Origin of the sequence: Brevibacterium sp. UCMA 11752 (genome assembly GCF_021532235.1) — a bacterium.
GTDB lineage: Bacteria > Actinomycetota > Actinomycetes > Actinomycetales > Brevibacteriaceae > Brevibacterium > Brevibacterium antiquum.
This window is the reverse complement of sequence record NZ_JACBOS010000003.1, coordinates 2,197,028-2,212,842: the sequence shown is the minus strand read 5'-3', so window position 1 is coordinate 2,212,842 and position 15,815 is coordinate 2,197,028. Positions and strand designations below refer to the sequence as shown.

The window sequence follows — 15,815 nt, the reverse complement described above, 5'->3', positions numbered from 1 at the left end:
CCCAAAGACGAAACGTGATCATCGAGACGATCGAACGAGACGGTGCGGTCTCCATCGCCGCCCTTTCGGATCTGCTGAGCACCTCAGCGGTGACGGTCCGTCGCGATCTCGATCAGCTCGCCGATGAAGGACGCCTGACCCGCACCCACGGAGGCGCGGTGGCCTTCTCCAGCGCCCGCGAATCGTCGTATGCAGAGAAGCTCGAGCAGGCACTGGCTGAGAAGACCGCGATTGCGCGGGCCGCAGCCAAGCATGTGCGCAACGGTGACGTCGTGGCCCTGGGCCCCGGCACCACGACCGAGCTGCTGGCCAAGGAGCTCAGCGATCGCTCGGGCATCCGCATCGTGACCAACTCCCTCCTCGTCGCCGAGGCGATGGTCTCCTCCCCCGACGTCGAAGTCATCGTCGTCGGGGGAATTCTGCGCCATTCGATCCGAGCCTTCGTCGGCGGCGGCACGGTCTCACAGCTGACCGGCCTGAGAGCGGACACGGTATTCCTCTCGGGCAACGGGCTGGCCGCGGACTTCGGCCTCTCCACTCCCGCATTCCCTGTGGCCGACACCGACCGAGCCATGGCCGCCGGAGCCGGAAAGGTCACCGCACTCGTCGACCACACGAAGGTCGGCCTGCGCTCCTCGGTGCTCACGGTCCCCACGGAGGAGATCGACCAGTTGATCACGGACTCCGGCAGTGATGACTCCGAGCTGGATGCACTGCGCATCGCCGGCGTCGATGTCGAGGTCACCACCACCTCGGCGAGCTGAGCGAGGACCTGCGCCGGGCGAGGCTTTCGTGGGGATTCTCGTCTCGGTCGCACAGGTCCTCTTTTCGCGAGTCCAGGCGAAGGAGCGTGAGCGCAGACGCGGAGTTGAGGCCGACGGGGCCGACGGCGAAGGTACTGGCGCAGGCGAGGTCGTGGCTGCCTCCGACACGCCGAGGGCGGAGGAAGGATCCCCGCTCACAGGCGAGCGATCATAAACAATCAAAACTTTTCATGTTCGATCACTGGAGATCGGTCGATCTGTCCTCTAGAGTATCCGTTTGAGGTGGCTTTGATCACAAGGGGCCATTCACCGAAGACGTTGGAGGAACCTTGGAAGACATCCGCCTGGACGCTCAGTGGATCGACTATCTGCTGATCGCGATCTACTTCGTATTCGTCCTCGGAATCGGCTGGTTCGCCAAGCGCGGCATCTCCTCGAGCATCGAATTCCTTCTCTCCGGGCGCAGCCTTCCGGCGTGGGTGACAGCCTTGGCCTTCGTCTCGGCGAACCTCGGTGCAGTAGAGATCATGGGGATGTCAGCCACCGGCGCCCAGTACGGCATGCCGACCATGCACTACTTCTGGATCGGCGCGGTCCCGGCGATGCTCTTCCTCGGCGTGGTCATGATGCCCTTCTACTACGGTTCGAAGGTCCGGTCCGTTCCCGAGTTCATGCGCAGGCGTTTCGGCACCGGCGCCCACCTCGTCAACGCACTGTCCTTCGCCGTCGCTCAGATCCTCATCGCCGGCGTCAACCTCTTCCTTCTCGGCACGATCGTCAATCGTCTCCTCGGTTGGCCGCTGTGGATCGCCCTGGTCGTCGCTGCCGCCATCGTTCTGTCCTACATCACACTCGGCGGGCTGACCGCTGCCATCTACAACGAGGTGCTTCAGTTCTTCGTCATCGTCGCGGCCCTGCTGCCGCTGACGATCATCGGCCTCAATCGCGTGGGCGGTTGGGACGGTCTCGTGGCGAAGGTCAGCAATGACGGCATGCTCGGGGCAGAGCAGCTGAGCAGCTGGCCGGGAGAGCAGCTCTCCGGATTCTCCAACCCGGTGCTCTCGGTGGTCGGGATCGTATTCGGGCTCGGCTTCGTGCTCTCCTTCGGCTACTGGACGACGAACTTCGTCGAGGTCCAACGTGCCATGGCCTCGAAGAGCATCAATGCCGCACGACTGACTCCGATCCTCGGCGCCTTCCCGAAGATGCTCATTCCGTTCATCGTCATCATTCCCGGAATGATCTCGGCGGTCCTCGTGACCCAGATGACGAAGTTCAAGCAGATCGCGTCCAGCGTCGACGAGGCGACCGCCCAGTCCCAGACCGGTGTGACCTACAACGATGCGCTCCTGCTGCTCATGCGCGAGGTTCTGCCCAACGGTCTCCTCGGCGTTGCCATCGCCGGCCTGCTCGCCGCGTTCATGGCCGGCATGGCCGCCAACATCTCTGCGTTCAACACCGTCTTCAGCTATGACCTGTGGCAGCAGTACGTGGTCAAGGACCGCGACGACGCCTACTACCTCAAGGTCGGCCGCTACGCCACGGTCGGCGCCTGCATCGTCGCGATCTTCACCGCCCTCATCGCCGGCAACTTCGCCAACCTCATGGACTACCTGCAGACTCTGTTCGGCTTCTTCAACGCACCGCTGTTCGCCACCTTCATCCTCGGCATGTTCTGGAAGCGCATGAGCCCGACTGCCGGCTGGGTCGGCCTGGTCGGCGGCACCCTCTCGGCCGTCGCGGTCTTCGTCCTCAGCGAGACCGGCGTGTTCGACCTGCCCGGTCAGGGAGCAGCGTTCCTCGCCGCCAGCACGGCGTTCGTCGTCGATATCGTCCTCTCGGTGATCGTCACCTTCAGGACCGCACCGAAGCCTGCCCATGAACTGCGTGGGCTCGTCTATTCGGAGACGCCGAAGACCGACTTCGACGATCTCAGTGAACCGAAGCCCCCGATCTGGAAACGCCCGGTGCCCGTTGCGGGAGTCGCGCTGGTCCTCGTCATCATCCTCAACGTGGTCTTCGGCTGAAGGAGCAAGTGAGAACAATGAGCAAAGCCACCGAACTGACCAAGACCGCAGGTGCCTTCGACATCCGAAATTTCATCGGCGTGCTGCTGGGGATCTTCGGAATCATCCTCGTCATCGCAGGCATGGTCGACTACACCCCCGACGAGGCGGAGCGGACCGGCGGAATCGATGCCAACCTCTGGACCGGAATCGGCCTCATCCTCACAGCAGTCTTCTTCATCGCCTGGGCCAGGCTGCGCCCGATTCGCATCATCGCCGATGAGTCGACGGAGGTGGGCGACGGGAACGAGGCAACTGACGGGACCGGCACGACAGAGACCGGCGATACCCGCGCCTAGCCCGGCCAGGCGGCTCCGCTGCGCGGTCGGTCGATTCTGCCGCGGAGTCAGGCGATTCTGCCAGCGCCCTTTCCCGGGCTGACTGCGAAGATATCGGGCCTGCGGAATCCGTGGTCGGCGAACATCGCGCGCACGGCCTCGCCGACCCGGTCGACACTCGCCGCGTCGACGAGTGCGATCGCCGATCCCCCGAAGCCGCCGCCGGTCATCCGCGCTCCGATCGCGCCGGCCGACATGGCCGCCGCAACAGCGGTGTCGAGTTCGGTGCATGAGACCTCATAGTCGAGGGCCAGCGACTCGTGGGAGGCAAGCAGGAGTTCGCCGATTCCGCGAATGCTGCGGCTCTCATCACTGTGGCCGTCTAAGAGTTCGACGGTGGCCCGGACCCGGGCGTTCTCACTGAAGACGTGCCGCACCCGCTTCTTCTGCTCCTCGTTGAGCGGGCCAAGGTCCACGCTCTCATCCAGTTCGCGCAGACTCGTGGCTCCGAAGATCCTGGCGGCCTCCTCACAGGTGCGCCGCCGGTCGCCGTATCCACTCTCGCTGTGGGAGTGGGACACGCGGGTATCGATGACGAGCAGCGCCAGCCCTTCGGCTTCGAGATCGAAGGGGATCTGTCGAGTCCGGAGGTCCCGACAGTCGAGGAAGAGTGCATGCCCTGCCTCGGTCATGATCGAGGCCGCCTGATCGACGATTCCGGTGGGAGCGCCGACGAAGTCGTTCTCGGCGCGCTGGGTCAGCAGGGCTTTCTCTCGATCGTCGAGTCCGAGCCCGTAGATCTCGTCGAGGGCGATGAGGACCGCCACCTCAAGGGCATGGGAGGAAGACAGACCGGCTCCCACGGGGACACTCGATTCGATGTAGAGGTCGATGCCGCCGACGACTGTGCCCGTCGTCTTGGCGATCTCATCGACGACACCCGCCGGATGGCTGAGCCAGCTCGGCAGAGCTCCAGGTACGAGTTCTTCGGCCGCGAACTGGCCTGCGAGCCTCTCGCCCGACTCGTCCCGATGGTCGGAGACGATCCGGATGCTCTCCTCGCGCCGAGGCGGTGCCGCAGTTTCGTGTCCATGGTCCTCCGAACGGTCCTGAGGACGCCGGCCGATGGCCACGTGGACAGCCCTGTCAATGGCGATGGGAAGGACGAACCCGTTGTTGTAGTCGGTGTGTTCTCCGATGAGATTGACACGCCCCGGAGCACGGAAGCAGTCGTTCGGCCGATAGCCGAACACCGCTTCGAACTCGCGGCGCAGGCTCGGACCCGTCGCAGCAGTGGCCGCGCTCATCTGCGACCGTCCTTGAGCGCAGGCGACGCCGCACGCAGCCGTGCAGCGGTCTCTTCGGCGGAGACGTCGCCGACGAAAGCTCCCATGGCCGCTTCGGATCCGGCGAGGAACTTCAGCTTGTTCTCAGCACGCCTGGGGCTGGTGATCTCGAGATGCATCCACTCTGCCGAGCGGTCGGCACAGTTGACCGGCGCCTGATGCCAAGCTGCGATATATGGAGTGGGAGTCGAATAGAGGTTGTCGATCCTTCGCAGCACCTCGGGATAGATGCCAGCGAGGTCGTCGCGTTCGGCCTCGTCGAGTTCGTCGAGTCCCAGCACCTGCCGATGCGGGACGATGTGAACTTCGACCGGCCACCGAGCTGCAAAGGGCACGAAGGCAGAGAAGTATGCCGACTCAAGGACCATCCGCTCCCCCGAGCCGCGTTCGAAGTCGAGGACGTCGCCCATCAGCGGCCTGCCCGTCTCACGTCTGTGCTGCACCGCTCGAGCCGAGGTGATTACGGTGTGCGGGGTGACGAACGGATAGGCATAGATCTGGCCGTGTGGGTGGTTCATCGTCACACCGATCTCCTCACCACGATTCTCGAACACGAAGACCTGCTCGATTCCCTCTTGTTCGGAGAGCTCGCTGCTCCGGTTCGCCCAGGCATCGATGACCGTGCGGGCACGCACGGGGTCGAGGTCGGCGAACGATCCGTTGTGCTCGGACGAGAAGACGACGACCTCACAGCGCCCATGGGCCGGGGCGATCAGTGCGGACTCGGAGGCCGCCTCGGCGAATCTCTGCCTCGGATCAGCAGGCACCACTCCGAGTGAAGGCCCCAGCGAAGGGAACCGATTCTCGAAGACGACGACGTCGTAGTCGGCGACGGGGATCTCGGTTGGTCGTCCGGGTGTCGAGGGGCAGAGGGGACATTCGGCGGCTGCGGGAAGATGTGTCCGCGACTGGCGATGTGTGGCCACGGCCACCCACTCGCCGGTGAGCAGATCGAAGCGCAGCTGTCCGCCGGTCGGACGCGGTTCTGCGGGGCGATGGTCCTCGGCAGCTGGTGCCGCCGTCGAATCTGCGTCCTGGAAGAACAGGATGTCTCTGCCGTCGGCAAGCGTGTTCCGACGAACATGCGTGCTCAATGGACGCCCACGAGTTCAACGGCTCGTCGGTGGAATTGAGAAAAACGGCACTGACCCATCAGACCTCCCAAAACTGATCATTTTCGATCATAATGCTAACATCTGCATGGGAGAGATCCCAGATCTCGCGTATAATTCTGGGACACTGGAACATCCGCTCACCAGCTGCTCAGGAGTCGCATGACCGATCTCATCGAGCTCGCCCTGGGCGACGACAGCGCAGTCGTCTCCACAGGCGGAGCAGCTCTGCTCGACTACACCGTCGGGGGTCGTCCTGTCGTCGTCCAGATGTCTGCCTTCGATGGCGCTGTGCTGGCACCGTGGCCGAACCGTATCGCCGAAGGACGCTATGACTTCAACGGCCGCTCCCACCAGCTGCCCATCACCGAGGTCTCACGCGGAACGTCTCTGCATGGTCTTGTGGCCGAGACCGACTGGAAAGTCAGTGAACGCAATGAAGTCTCGGTACGGCTCGAAACAGACATCTCCGGCCCGCCGGGGTATCCCTTTGAATTGTCCCTTGAGGTGACCTACACCCTCGTCGAGAGTGAAGACGAGGGCGAATGTGGGCATGAATACGAGGACCGTGGCGAGCTCCGGGTCCTGGCTCTCGCGCGAAACATCGGGCAGGAGCCCGCTCCCTTCGGTTTCGGCTTTCATCCCTGGGTCCATCCGGGCGCGGAACGAGTCGATCAGGCACAGCTCCTCATTCCGGCAGAGACCTGGTTCGAGACCGATGACAGACTCATCCCCCAGGCGATCCGGCATTTCGACACCGGATCGTATATCCCCGCCGATCACGGGCCTGAAGAAGCATCCTGCGTCCTCTGCAAGGACTTCCGCGCGTTGCGCACTCTTGGCCCGGCGATCCTCGATGACGCCTTCGGCACCCCGCAGCGCGCTGACGACGGGTGGTCGCGCGTGAGGTTGAGAGGAGCCGACGACAGGACGGTCACCATCGGAATGGATGAGAACTTCCGGGCCTGGCAGTTGTGCACCGGAGACGAACTCGACCCGCAGCTTCGCCGCAGCGCCATCGCCATCGAACCGATGACGTGTCCACCCAACGCCTTCGCCTCGGGTTCGGATTTCGATGTCATAGACGCGCAGGGCGAACTCAGCGTGGAATGGAGCATCTCCTTGCGTTAGGAGTTCTGGCTGCAAAGTCAGCTTGCACTGATAAGTTGCGACTATCGGCTTCAACTCGTGCGAAGGAAGATTATGTCGACACCACAGAACCCGTACTCCGGTTCGGATGAAGAGAACAATCAGAACATCCCAGGCGATCAGCCTGATCCTGACCTGAACCGGCCGCAGGATCCCGCGGCCGACGAACAGACGGCCCATGAACCATCTGCGAACGTACCCTCTGCTCACGATCCCGGTCTCGGTGAACAGCCAGGGGACCCCCAGTCGCATGCTGGCACTGCCCAGTATGGCCAAGGCTCACAGTTCAGTCAGAGCGGTCAGTACAGCCAGGCCGATCAGCACAACGGCCAACAGAGCCAGTTCGGTCAGTCGGAACCGTACAACCAGCAGAGCCAGTTCGGTCAGCAGCAGCAATTTGGGCAAGGCGGCCAAGGTGGCCAGTACACGCCTCAGGATCAGTACGACCAAGGTGGTCAGTACGACCCACAGAATCAGTACGGTCAATACGGGCAGCCAGCCCAGCAGGGTCAGTACTATCAGGATGCTGACTACGCTGCATACAACCAAGGAAATTACGCCGGCTCTCAGCACGCTCCGGTGGGCAATTTCCAGCAGCCGGCAGCGCAGCAGAAGCCTGGCGGAAGCGGCGGTTTCTTCAAGTCGCTCTTCGACTTCCGCTTCGATAATCTCATCGCCGTGCGATGGGCGGGATTCATCTACATCATCGCCATCGTTGTGGCCGCGTTGTCCTGGCTGGGATCCATCATCGGCGGAATCGTCACAGGTGCAGCAGCGGGAGCGGCGACCAGCTATCTCAGCGACGGCCCGAGCTTCAGCCCGTGGCCGCTGCTGCTGGCGATCATCTTCGGCTGGATCATTCCGGCCCTCTGGGTGATCTTCGTCCGATTGGCCCTCGAGCTCATCGTGGCCAACGTCAAGACTGCGGAGAACACGAAGAGGATCGCGGACTCCCTCGGACGCTGAGTCGCCTCAGCAGTCTCTCTGAGTTCATTCGCTCTGAGTTGCAGTGATCGGCTTCGACGCCGAGCCCTGTGACTCAGAGCGAACTGCTTCAGCAACATCCGGACCGGCGAGGCTCAAGGCGGCTCGCACTTCTGCAGAAGAATGGCCGTGAATTAGAGCGAGCCCCACACCGATTCCTCGATGCGGGACTCAACCGTACCCCCGAGCAGGTTCGAACTGCCGTTTCCGCCTTGAGAGGGCAGCGTCCTAGGCCACTAGACGACGGGGGCCAATAAACAGCTCAGAGTCATACTCCCGATGCTGTTCGCTGGGGTACCAGGACTTGAACCTAGACTAAATGTACCAGAAACACTCGTGCTGCCAATTACACCATACCCCAATGTTATCCAGGCTCATCCCCGAAGGAATTTCCCTGAGCAACGAGATATAACTCTACACAAACCCCCCGCTCGACTCCAAATCATCGGGGCTCATTTCCGGTGTGACCTTCTTAACATTGCTTCCAGCGAGAACGATTTGCCTCTCGCTCGAACGATGTGCCACGTGCACGAACGAATTCACGTCCGCGCCAGGGAGATGAGGCGATCGAGCACCCGGTATCCGTCAGCACGCAGTCCGTTGTGCTCGTACTCGTTCGTCACCCATGGCGTGACTCCGTCGAGGAGGTCCGCTGTGGCCAGTGAGTACTCCGGAGGAACGTAGGCGTCCTCGAAGTACACCGCTGCGCCTCCGCGCACGTTTGAGGCCCGCAGCGCATCAACGTCGTAGAGCCTGGGCCATTCGTGCTGTGCCACGATCTGGGCCACCTCGGCGAAGGGGGCAAGCTCCGGATCCTCGGCAAGTGACTCGGGCCCGGCGTGCTCGCCGGCCAAAAGGGTCGGATCGGATTCGACGTCCGCAGGCATTGCCCGCCGAGCTGCCCAGTTGGTGACCGCACCGTCGGCCCAGCAGGACTCGTGGACCACGGCGTAGAGCGGATTTCGTCCAGAGAACGGCAGTGCGGCAGCCAGATCATGACGGAATGCCGCCGAGGCGGGGTCCAGGTCCAGCAGGTAGTGCAGCTTCTCGGGTCCGTCGGAGGCTCCGAGGAAGTGCCCGAGGAGCCGGATGCGTTCCGTCGTGGCGCGGGCTCCGCCGGGCAGCGCGATGCCCCCATCCGCCTCGGCGAGGTCGATGATCCGGGCGAGCTTGTCGCGGTCACCGGGGAATGCTCGGTAGAACTGCTCTGATTTCCGCTTCATGCCTTCCCACGTCGTGGCGTACACGGTGGCGGGGTCGGTGCCGATCGCCGGCAGTCCGCCGGTGAAGTAGACCTCGTTCAGCGATTCCGAATGCGCGGAGACATACCGCAGGGCGGTGAATCCTCCGAACGACTGCCCCAGCAGCGACCAGGAGTCGACTCCCAGCCCGCGGCGCAGGATCTCAGCGTCCTCGACGATCGAATCGGCACGGTAGTGGCTCAGCGCCGCAGCGATGTCTGCAGGGGCCTCGCCGAGCCCGTCGAGACCGGTGATGCGTCCGTCCACGGAGCCGATGGGACTCGATCTCCCGGTTCCGCGTTGGTCGAGCATGACGACTTGGAAGTCCTCGAGTGCTCGCGCCAACCAGGTGGACTCGCCGACGGGGGTGGTGGGTCTGGGTGCTTCGACACCCGGACCGCCCTGCAGGTACACGAGGTACGGCTTGGTGCTGTCGGCCTCGGCCGCGGTGATCCGGGCGAAGACCTCGATGGGCGCCGAGGTGGCCGCGGACCGTCCTGCTCCCCCACCGAAGTGGTCGAGCGGGGCTTCGAAGGTCACGTCCTTCAGGTGCAGTCCCCCACTCGTCCAGGCCGCCTGATTGAGCATCGTCACAGCTGGGCTGCCAGTGCCCGCAGGCGAGTCAGTGACGAGTCCTTGCCGAGGATCTCCATCGACTCGAACAGAGGTGGTGAGACCTTACGTCCCGACACGGCCACGCGCAGTGGGCCGAAGGCCAGTCGAGGCTTGATCTCCATCTCGGTGACCAGTTTGACCTGAAGCGTTTCGTGCAGCGTGTCCGTCGTCCAGTCCTCGACTCCTTCGAGGACCTCGATCGAGGCGGCGAGCACCTCGGGCGCCGAATCCTTCAGGGTCTTCAGACCGTCCTCGGCCATGGTCAGCTCGGCATCGGGAGTGAACAGGAATGCAAGCAGGCCGGGTGCCTCACCGAGGAGGTTCATCCTCGTCTGCACGAGCGGAGCCGCCTGGCTGAGGATCTCCAGCTGAGCCTCCGATGGCTTCTCCGGGAGCACCTCGGCGGCCTGGAGATAGGGCACGAGACGGTCACGGAAGTCGCTGACGTCGAGGAGCCGGATGTGGTCGGCGTTGATCGACGTCGCCTTCTTCACATCGAAGCGGGCGGGGTTAGGCAGAACATCGTGGATGTCGAAGGCCTCGACGAACTCCTTGACGCTGAACACGTCTCGGTCGGGTCCGATGGACCAGCCGAGCAGGGCCAGGTAGTTGATGATGCCTTCGGGGATGAAGCCGTTGTCGCGGTGGAGGAACAGGTTGGATTCCGGATCGCGCTTGGACAGCTTCTTGTTGCCATCGCCCATCACATAGGGCAGGTGACCGAACTCGGGGGTTGCCTCGGCGACTCCGATGTCCTTGAGCGCTTCGTAGAGCACGACCTGACGTGGGGTCGAGGACAGCAGGTCCTCACCGCGCAGCACATGGGTGATGCCCATGAGGGCATCGTCGACGGGGTTGACCAGGGTGTACAGCGGCTGACCGTTCGCACGGACGACGACGTAGTCGGGAATGGTGCCCGCTCGGAAGGTGATCTCTCCGCGCACCAGGTCGGTGAAGGTGACGTCGGTGGCGGGCATGCGCACACGCCAGACGGGTTCGCGGCCCTCGGCCTTGAAACCGGCGATCTGCTCGGCGGTGAGGTCCCGGTCGTAGCCGTCGTAGCCGAGCTTGGGGTCGCGGCCTGCGGCCTTGTGCCTGGCTTCGACCTCTTCGTTGGTCGAGTAGGACTGGTAGATGTGTCCGGCGGCCTTGAGCTTCTCGATCACGCCGGCGTAGATGTCGCCGCGCTGGGACTGGCGGTAGGGCCCGTCGGGTCCGCCGACGTCGATGCCTTCATCCCAGTCGAGGCCGAGCCACTTCATGGCCTCGAGGACCTGGCCGAAGCTCTCCTCGGTGTCACGGGCGGCGTCGGTGTCCTCGATGCGGAAGACGAACTTTCCGCCGGTGTGCTTCGCATATGCCCAGTTGAACAGGGCGGTGCGGACCATACCGACGTGCGGGGTGCCGGTGGGTGATGGGCAGAAACGAACTTTGACGCTCACTGTGATCCTTCGGTCTCTGGTGCTGCGAGTTGTGCGGCTGTTGCGTTGTGGGGCTGCTGCGGTGTGGGGCTGCTGCGGTGTGGGGCTTGAGCTGGTGATGTGTGTGCTGGTCTCAGGCGTCCATGACCATGTTGGTAAGGACTCCGAGGCCGTCGATAGCGATATCGACACGGTTTCCGGCGACAATCTGGCCCACGCCGGCGGGAGTGCCGGTGAGCAGGACGTCTCCGGGCAGCAAGGTGATCGTTTCGCTCAGGTGCTCAATGATCGTCGGGATGTCGAAGATGAAGTCGGCGGTTGTGCCGTCCTGCTTCAGCTCCCCGTCGACCCAGGATCGGATGGAGAGGTCATCGACATCGAGTTCGGTTTCGATCCATGGTCCAAGTGGGCTCGAGGTGTCGAAGCCCTTCGCCCGGGTCCACTGCTTGTCCGACTTCTGGATGTCCCGCAGTGTGACATCGTTGCTCGCGGTGTAGCCGAGGACGTAGTCGAAGGCGTTCTCTGCCTTCACGCCTTTGGCGACGCGCCCGATGATGACGGCCAGCTCGGCTTCGTAGGACACGTATTCGCTGATGGCGGGCAGACGGATCGGGTCTCCGGGGCCGATGACCGCGGTGTTGGGCTTGAAGAAGGTCAGTGGGCTGACGGGCACCTCATTGCCGAGCTCGGCGGCATGATCGGCGAAGTTGCGGCCGACGCCGATGACCTTCGACCGCGGCAGGATCGGGCTGAGCAGACGAACATCGTCGAACTTCAGCCGCTCCCCCGTCGACTGGGCCGGAGCGAAGAACGGGTCCTGGTCGAGAACGGCGAGGCTGAGACCGGACGTGTCCCACGTGCCGTCCTCAATCTGCGGCACGTCGCCTTCGACGACTCCGTATTTGGGTTCATCCTGGTGCACAAATCTGGCAATACGCATGTGCCCCAGTCTAGTCAGTCGCCTGAGTCCCTGGCACACGGGCTTTCAGGCTTTCGGCTGAGACACTGGGGACATGCCCGATTCTCGACGCTTCGACCTGCAGACCATCTCTGCGGGCCTGCCCGCTGCTGCGCTCATCGACCAGTTGGCGCACTCCTCTGTCGGTACCTTCCCCCGTCTGGTCGTCGAGGCCCCGCCTGGAACCGGCAAGACCACCTTGGTGCCCCCGCTCATCGCCGAGCATCTGACCGGGAGACTGACCGGGCCCGCTGATTCATCCGCTGACCTGGGGCGCATCATCGTCACCCAGCCAAGGCGCATGGCGGCTCGAGCAGCGGCGAGGCGACTGTCGACGCTGACGGGGACCCGCCTCGGCGAGGACATCGGGTTCACGGTTCGCGGCGAATCGCGAACCTCTGCGCGCACGCGAATCGAGTTCGTGACCACGGGAGTGCTGCTCAGCCGGCTGCTGCGCGATCCCGAGTTGGCAGGAGTTTCGGCGGTCATCCTCGATGAAGTGCACGAACGGCAACTGGACACCGATCTGACGTTCGCGCTGTGTCGAGAGCTCGTCGATCTGCGCGATGACCTTGGTCTCGTCGTCATGTCGGCGACCCTTGATGCCAGGTTGTGGGCGAGACGCTTGGGCTCCGGAGACAGCACTGCCGTGCTGCTCTCGGTCGCCGCCGAGGTCCATCCCCTCGACGTCAGGTGGGCACCGGCGAAGCAGCGACCTCTGAATGCACGCGGGGTGACCTGGGACTTCCTCGATCACGTGGCGCGAACGACCATCGATTCCCTGTCTCGGCACGAGCGCGGCGACGTGCTCGTGTTCGCCCCCGGCGCCCGGGAAGTCGAGGAGATCGCTGCACGGATCACCCGGTCGCCTCACACCGACGCGGGGACAGAAGTCCACACTCTGCTCGGACGCACTCCGGCCAAGGATCAGGATGCGATCCTGCGCCCCCATCCCGCCGAGGCTGGCCATCGTCGCGTGATCGTGTCGACCTCGGTCGCGGAGTCGGCTCTGACTGTTCCCGGGGTGAGCATCGTCGTCGACTCGGGACTGGCCAGAGGCCCGCGTTTGGACACTCGTCGTGGAATGTCGGGGCTGGTCACGACCCGTGAGTCCAAGGCTTCGGGAACTCAGCGTGGTGGTCGCGCCTCACGGCTGGGCCCGGGCACGGTCTATCGCTGCCTGTCCGAACCGGATTGGGCGAGTCTGCCCGAGCACACACCGGCGGAGATCGCGACCTCCGATCTCACTTCGGCAGTCCTGACCCTCGCCGTGTGGGGCGGCGACACGGACCTGCTGCCGGATCCGATGCCAGAGGGCCCGCACCGCCTGGCCATAGAGAATCTCGTGGCCCTCGGGGCGATCGAGATCGCAGAATCCGCAGAGAAGACGGTCGGTGAAGGCAGGGCGAGCGCCGAGGCTGGGGCGCTCAGGGACGCCGCTGTCACCGTGACGGAGCTGGGGCGGGCAATCGCCCGGATTCCCGCCTCCGTGTGGTCGGCGCGAGGTCTCTTCGACGGAGCCGCAATGCTGTCCCCGACCGCGGCAGCCGAGGCGATCGCTGTGATCGAATCTGAGCAGCGGGCTCCTGGCGCCGACCTCGTGGCCACCCTGCGCGAGCTGCGGCGCAGCAAGGACCGGCGGTTCGTCCACGATGTGAAGCGCTTCGCGGGCCTGGCCGCGGAGTTCTCGGATCCGCCCGGCGGTGCTGCACGAGACTCTGCTGCACGCGAGGCTGCCGGGCGCAATTCAGCCGGGAACGACACAGCCAGCCGCGACGCAGCAGTCCGCCAAGCGCAGGACCACAGCTCAGTTCGGGGTGGTTCCCTGCGCCCCGATGATCTGGGTCTCGTGGTGGCGCTTGCCCACCCGCTGCAGATCGGGCGGCTGCGCAGCTCCTCTGCGTCCGAGTATCTGCTGGCATCCGGCACGGCGGCGTCCCTGCCCCGGAATTCGTCTCTGCAGGGCAGCCCGTGGTTGGCGATCTCCGACGTCGGACTCTCGGGCGGTTGCGCCGTAATCAGGGCTGCTGTGGTCATCGACGAGGACACCGCTGAGCTTGCAGGCGCCGGACTGATGGCGACCGAGGAGACTGCGACCTTCGATCAGGGGAAGGTGCGTGCGGTGCGCCGGACCCGCCTCGGCGGCATCGAACTCACTGCCACGCCGATCAAGGCGAGCCCGGATCTGGCCCGGTCGGCGATCGCCGCGTCTGTGCGCCAGCGCGGGGCCCGCGAGATTCTGCGACCCAGCGAGGCATTCGAAGAGCTGCGGTCCCGATTGGGGCTGCTGTACGCCGTCTATGGGCCTCCGTGGCCGGACGTGCGCTGGTCGCGGCTGTCCCAGACCCTGATCGACTGGTGCCCGGCGGCCCTGGATCGGATCGCACGTGGGGCGGACCCGAGCAAGGTCGATCTGGTGTCGGCGCTGCGCACGCTCCTGCCCTGGCCGCAGGCGGCCCGCTTCGAGGAGTTGGTGCCGGTGAGCATCGAGGTGCCCAGCGGTTCACGGATCCGCCTCGACTACCCCGATCCCGACATTGTGGATTCGGATTCCGAGTCCGAGCAGGGGCCGGTTCTCGCGGTCAGGCTCCAGGAGTGCTTCGGTTGGCAGACGGCTCCGAACGTGTGTGAGGGCCGGGTGCCCGTTGTGGTCCACCTTCTGTCCCCCGCCCGTCGACCGTTGGCGGTCACCAGCGATCTCGCATCCTTCTGGGCAAATGCGTATTCCCACGTCAGAGCGGAGAACCGCGGACGGTATCCGAAGCATTCATGGCCCGAGGATCCGCTGACAGCACCCCCGCTGCGCGGGACCAAGCGGTCTGGGACAATGAAGCGGTGACCTCCGCCGCCTCGCTGACAGCCGACAGCACCGACTTGCTCGGTGCTGCCAATGATGCTGCCGAAGGAACCGCCGGTGCTGCAGGAACCGCCGGTGCTGCGATCAGCGCGTCCAGGTGGCGCGGCCTGCGTGATCATCACGCAACGAGGATCGCAGACAGGACCGATGCGCACCTCGCCCGCCGTCTCAAGGGCGAGAAGCACCCGGTCGAAGACTTCCTATTCACCTACTATCCGTTCAAAGCGGGTCAGCTGGCCAAATGGAACCCCGGCCCCGGCGTGCTGCTCGAACTGGCCACTGAAGCCGATCGGTCCTATTTCGACCGACGCTGGTACCAAACGAACCTTGCCGGCACGGTCGCCGAGGTCGATGTCGAAGCCTGGCGCGAAGACCGGGGCGATGGGGCGAAGTTCATCGCCTCACTGCTCCAGTCGACCCTCCACCGTGAGGCGAACTTCGGGTGCTTCGGCATCCACGAATGGGCAATGGTCTACAAACTCAGCGAAGAACAGCGCCGCCACCAGCAGGTGCCGCTGCGCCTCAGCCATGAGGCCACCGATGCCGTCGTCGAGAGCCACCGGATCCAGTGCTCGCACCACGACGCGTTCCGCTTCTTCACCGAACCCGCCCGGCCCCGCAACACACTGCAACCCACCCGCGAGTCCATGGTGGCCAACGAACAGCCCGGCTGTCTGCACGCAGGAATGGACCTGTACAAATGGGCGATGAAGATCGGCCCCATCGCCCCCTCCGACCTCGTCGTCGACTGCTTCGATCTGGCGCTCGACATCCGCACCCTCGATATGGAGGCCTCACCCTACGATCTGCGCGGATGGGGCTACGGTGTCGTCGCCATCGAAACCGCCGCGGGCAAGGCCGAATACATGGACCGGCAGAAGGCATTCTCCGAACGTGCGCAGGACCTGCGGCAGCGACTGCTCGACGCTCTGAACCACGTCGGAATCCACGCCCGGTAGATTTCGTCGGCCGGCACACAGTGTGGACCGCGCTGTGCAACAGGAACGCCTCTGCATAGGATCGA

Annotated in this window: 12 protein-coding genes and 2 tRNA genes; 7 read left to right on the top strand and 7 right to left on the bottom strand. The window is 64.3% G+C overall.

The features are described from left to right. Nucleotides 1-14 precede the first annotated feature (14 nt). From HU144_RS09905 to HU144_RS09895, 3 genes are all read left to right on the top strand, one after another. A complete protein-coding gene (locus HU144_RS09905) occupies nt 15-764 on the top strand; it encodes a DeoR/GlpR family DNA-binding transcription regulator (protein WP_235351217.1) in 750 nt (249 codons plus the stop codon). Nucleotides 765-1,093: 329 nt separating this feature from the next. Next, the gene (locus HU144_RS09900; protein WP_235351216.1) at nt 1,094-2,791 is read left to right on the top strand and encodes a sodium:solute symporter family protein; all 1,698 of its coding nucleotides are present in this window, start codon (nt 1,094-1,096) and stop codon (nt 2,789-2,791) included. 17 nt (nt 2,792-2,808) lie between these two features. Beyond that, nucleotides 2,809-3,129 (top strand): hypothetical protein, encoded by a 321-nt coding sequence (locus HU144_RS09895; protein WP_235351215.1) that lies wholly within the window; start codon nt 2,809-2,811, stop codon nt 3,127-3,129. Between the two features lie 47 nt (nt 3,130-3,176). Here the strand turns inward: HU144_RS09895 and galK are convergent, their stop codons facing one another. Together galK and galT are read right to left on the bottom strand one after the other, a co-directional pair. After that, nucleotides 3,177-4,415 carry a galactokinase gene (gene galK / locus HU144_RS09890; protein WP_235351214.1) on the bottom strand — a complete coding sequence of 413 codons (1,239 nt, stop codon included), beginning with the start codon at nt 4,413-4,415 and terminating at the stop codon, nt 3,177-3,179. Next, entirely contained in the window at nt 4,412-5,548 is a 1,137-nt protein-coding gene (galT, locus tag HU144_RS09885) for a galactose-1-phosphate uridylyltransferase (RefSeq protein ID WP_235351213.1), read from the bottom strand. The genes galK and galT overlap by 4 nt, the downstream gene beginning before the upstream one ends. 180 nt (nt 5,549-5,728) lie before the next feature. On the opposite strand from galT, the gene HU144_RS09880 reads away from it, so the two are divergent. Together HU144_RS09880 and HU144_RS09875 are read left to right on the top strand one after the other, a co-directional pair. Continuing rightward, on the top strand, nt 5,729-6,697 hold the full coding sequence (locus tag HU144_RS09880) for an aldose 1-epimerase family protein (RefSeq protein ID WP_235351212.1): 969 nt from the start codon (nt 5,729-5,731) through the stop codon (nt 6,695-6,697). A 72-nt stretch (nt 6,698-6,769) separates the two neighbouring features. Beyond that, nucleotides 6,770-7,681 carry a DUF4282 domain-containing protein gene (locus HU144_RS09875; RefSeq protein ID WP_235351211.1) on the top strand — a complete coding sequence of 304 codons (912 nt, stop codon included), beginning with the start codon at nt 6,770-6,772 and terminating at the stop codon, nt 7,679-7,681. 196 nt (nt 7,682-7,877) lie between these two features. Here HU144_RS09875 and HU144_RS09870 read toward each other — a convergent pair. From HU144_RS09870 to HU144_RS09850, 5 genes are all read right to left on the bottom strand, one after another. Next, nucleotides 7,878-7,950, bottom strand: a tRNA-Glu gene (locus HU144_RS09870). A 38-nt stretch (nt 7,951-7,988) separates the two neighbouring features. Then, nucleotides 7,989-8,060 (bottom strand) — tRNA-Gln (locus HU144_RS09865). 178 nt (nt 8,061-8,238) lie between these two features. Then, on the bottom strand, nt 8,239-9,528 hold the full coding sequence (locus HU144_RS09860; RefSeq protein ID WP_235352683.1) for an alpha/beta fold hydrolase: 1,290 nt from the start codon (nt 9,526-9,528) through the stop codon (nt 8,239-8,241). A 2-nt stretch (nt 9,529-9,530) separates the two neighbouring features. Further along, complete coding sequence (gltX, locus tag HU144_RS09855) at nt 9,531-10,943, bottom strand: glutamate--tRNA ligase (RefSeq protein ID WP_235352682.1); 1,413 nt, start codon at nt 10,941-10,943, stop codon at nt 9,531-9,533. A gap of 166 nt (nt 10,944-11,109) precedes the next feature. Then, nucleotides 11,110-11,916 (bottom strand): fumarylacetoacetate hydrolase family protein, encoded by an 807-nt coding sequence (locus tag HU144_RS09850; protein WP_235351210.1) that lies wholly within the window; start codon nt 11,914-11,916, stop codon nt 11,110-11,112. Nucleotides 11,917-11,989: 73 nt separating this feature from the next. Here HU144_RS09850 and HU144_RS09845 point away from each other — a divergent pair, with 73 nt between their 5' ends. Both HU144_RS09845 and HU144_RS09840 read left to right on the top strand, forming a co-directional pair. After that, entirely contained in the window at nt 11,990-14,773 is a 2,784-nt protein-coding gene (locus HU144_RS09845) for an ATP-dependent RNA helicase (RefSeq protein ID WP_235351209.1), read from the top strand. After that, nucleotides 14,770-15,750, top strand: coding sequence for a 3-methyladenine DNA glycosylase (locus tag HU144_RS09840; RefSeq protein ID WP_235351208.1), 981 nt, complete (start codon nt 14,770-14,772; stop codon nt 15,748-15,750). Before HU144_RS09845 ends, HU144_RS09840 begins: the two co-directional genes overlap by 4 nt. Nucleotides 15,751-15,815: the final 65 nt, after the last annotated feature.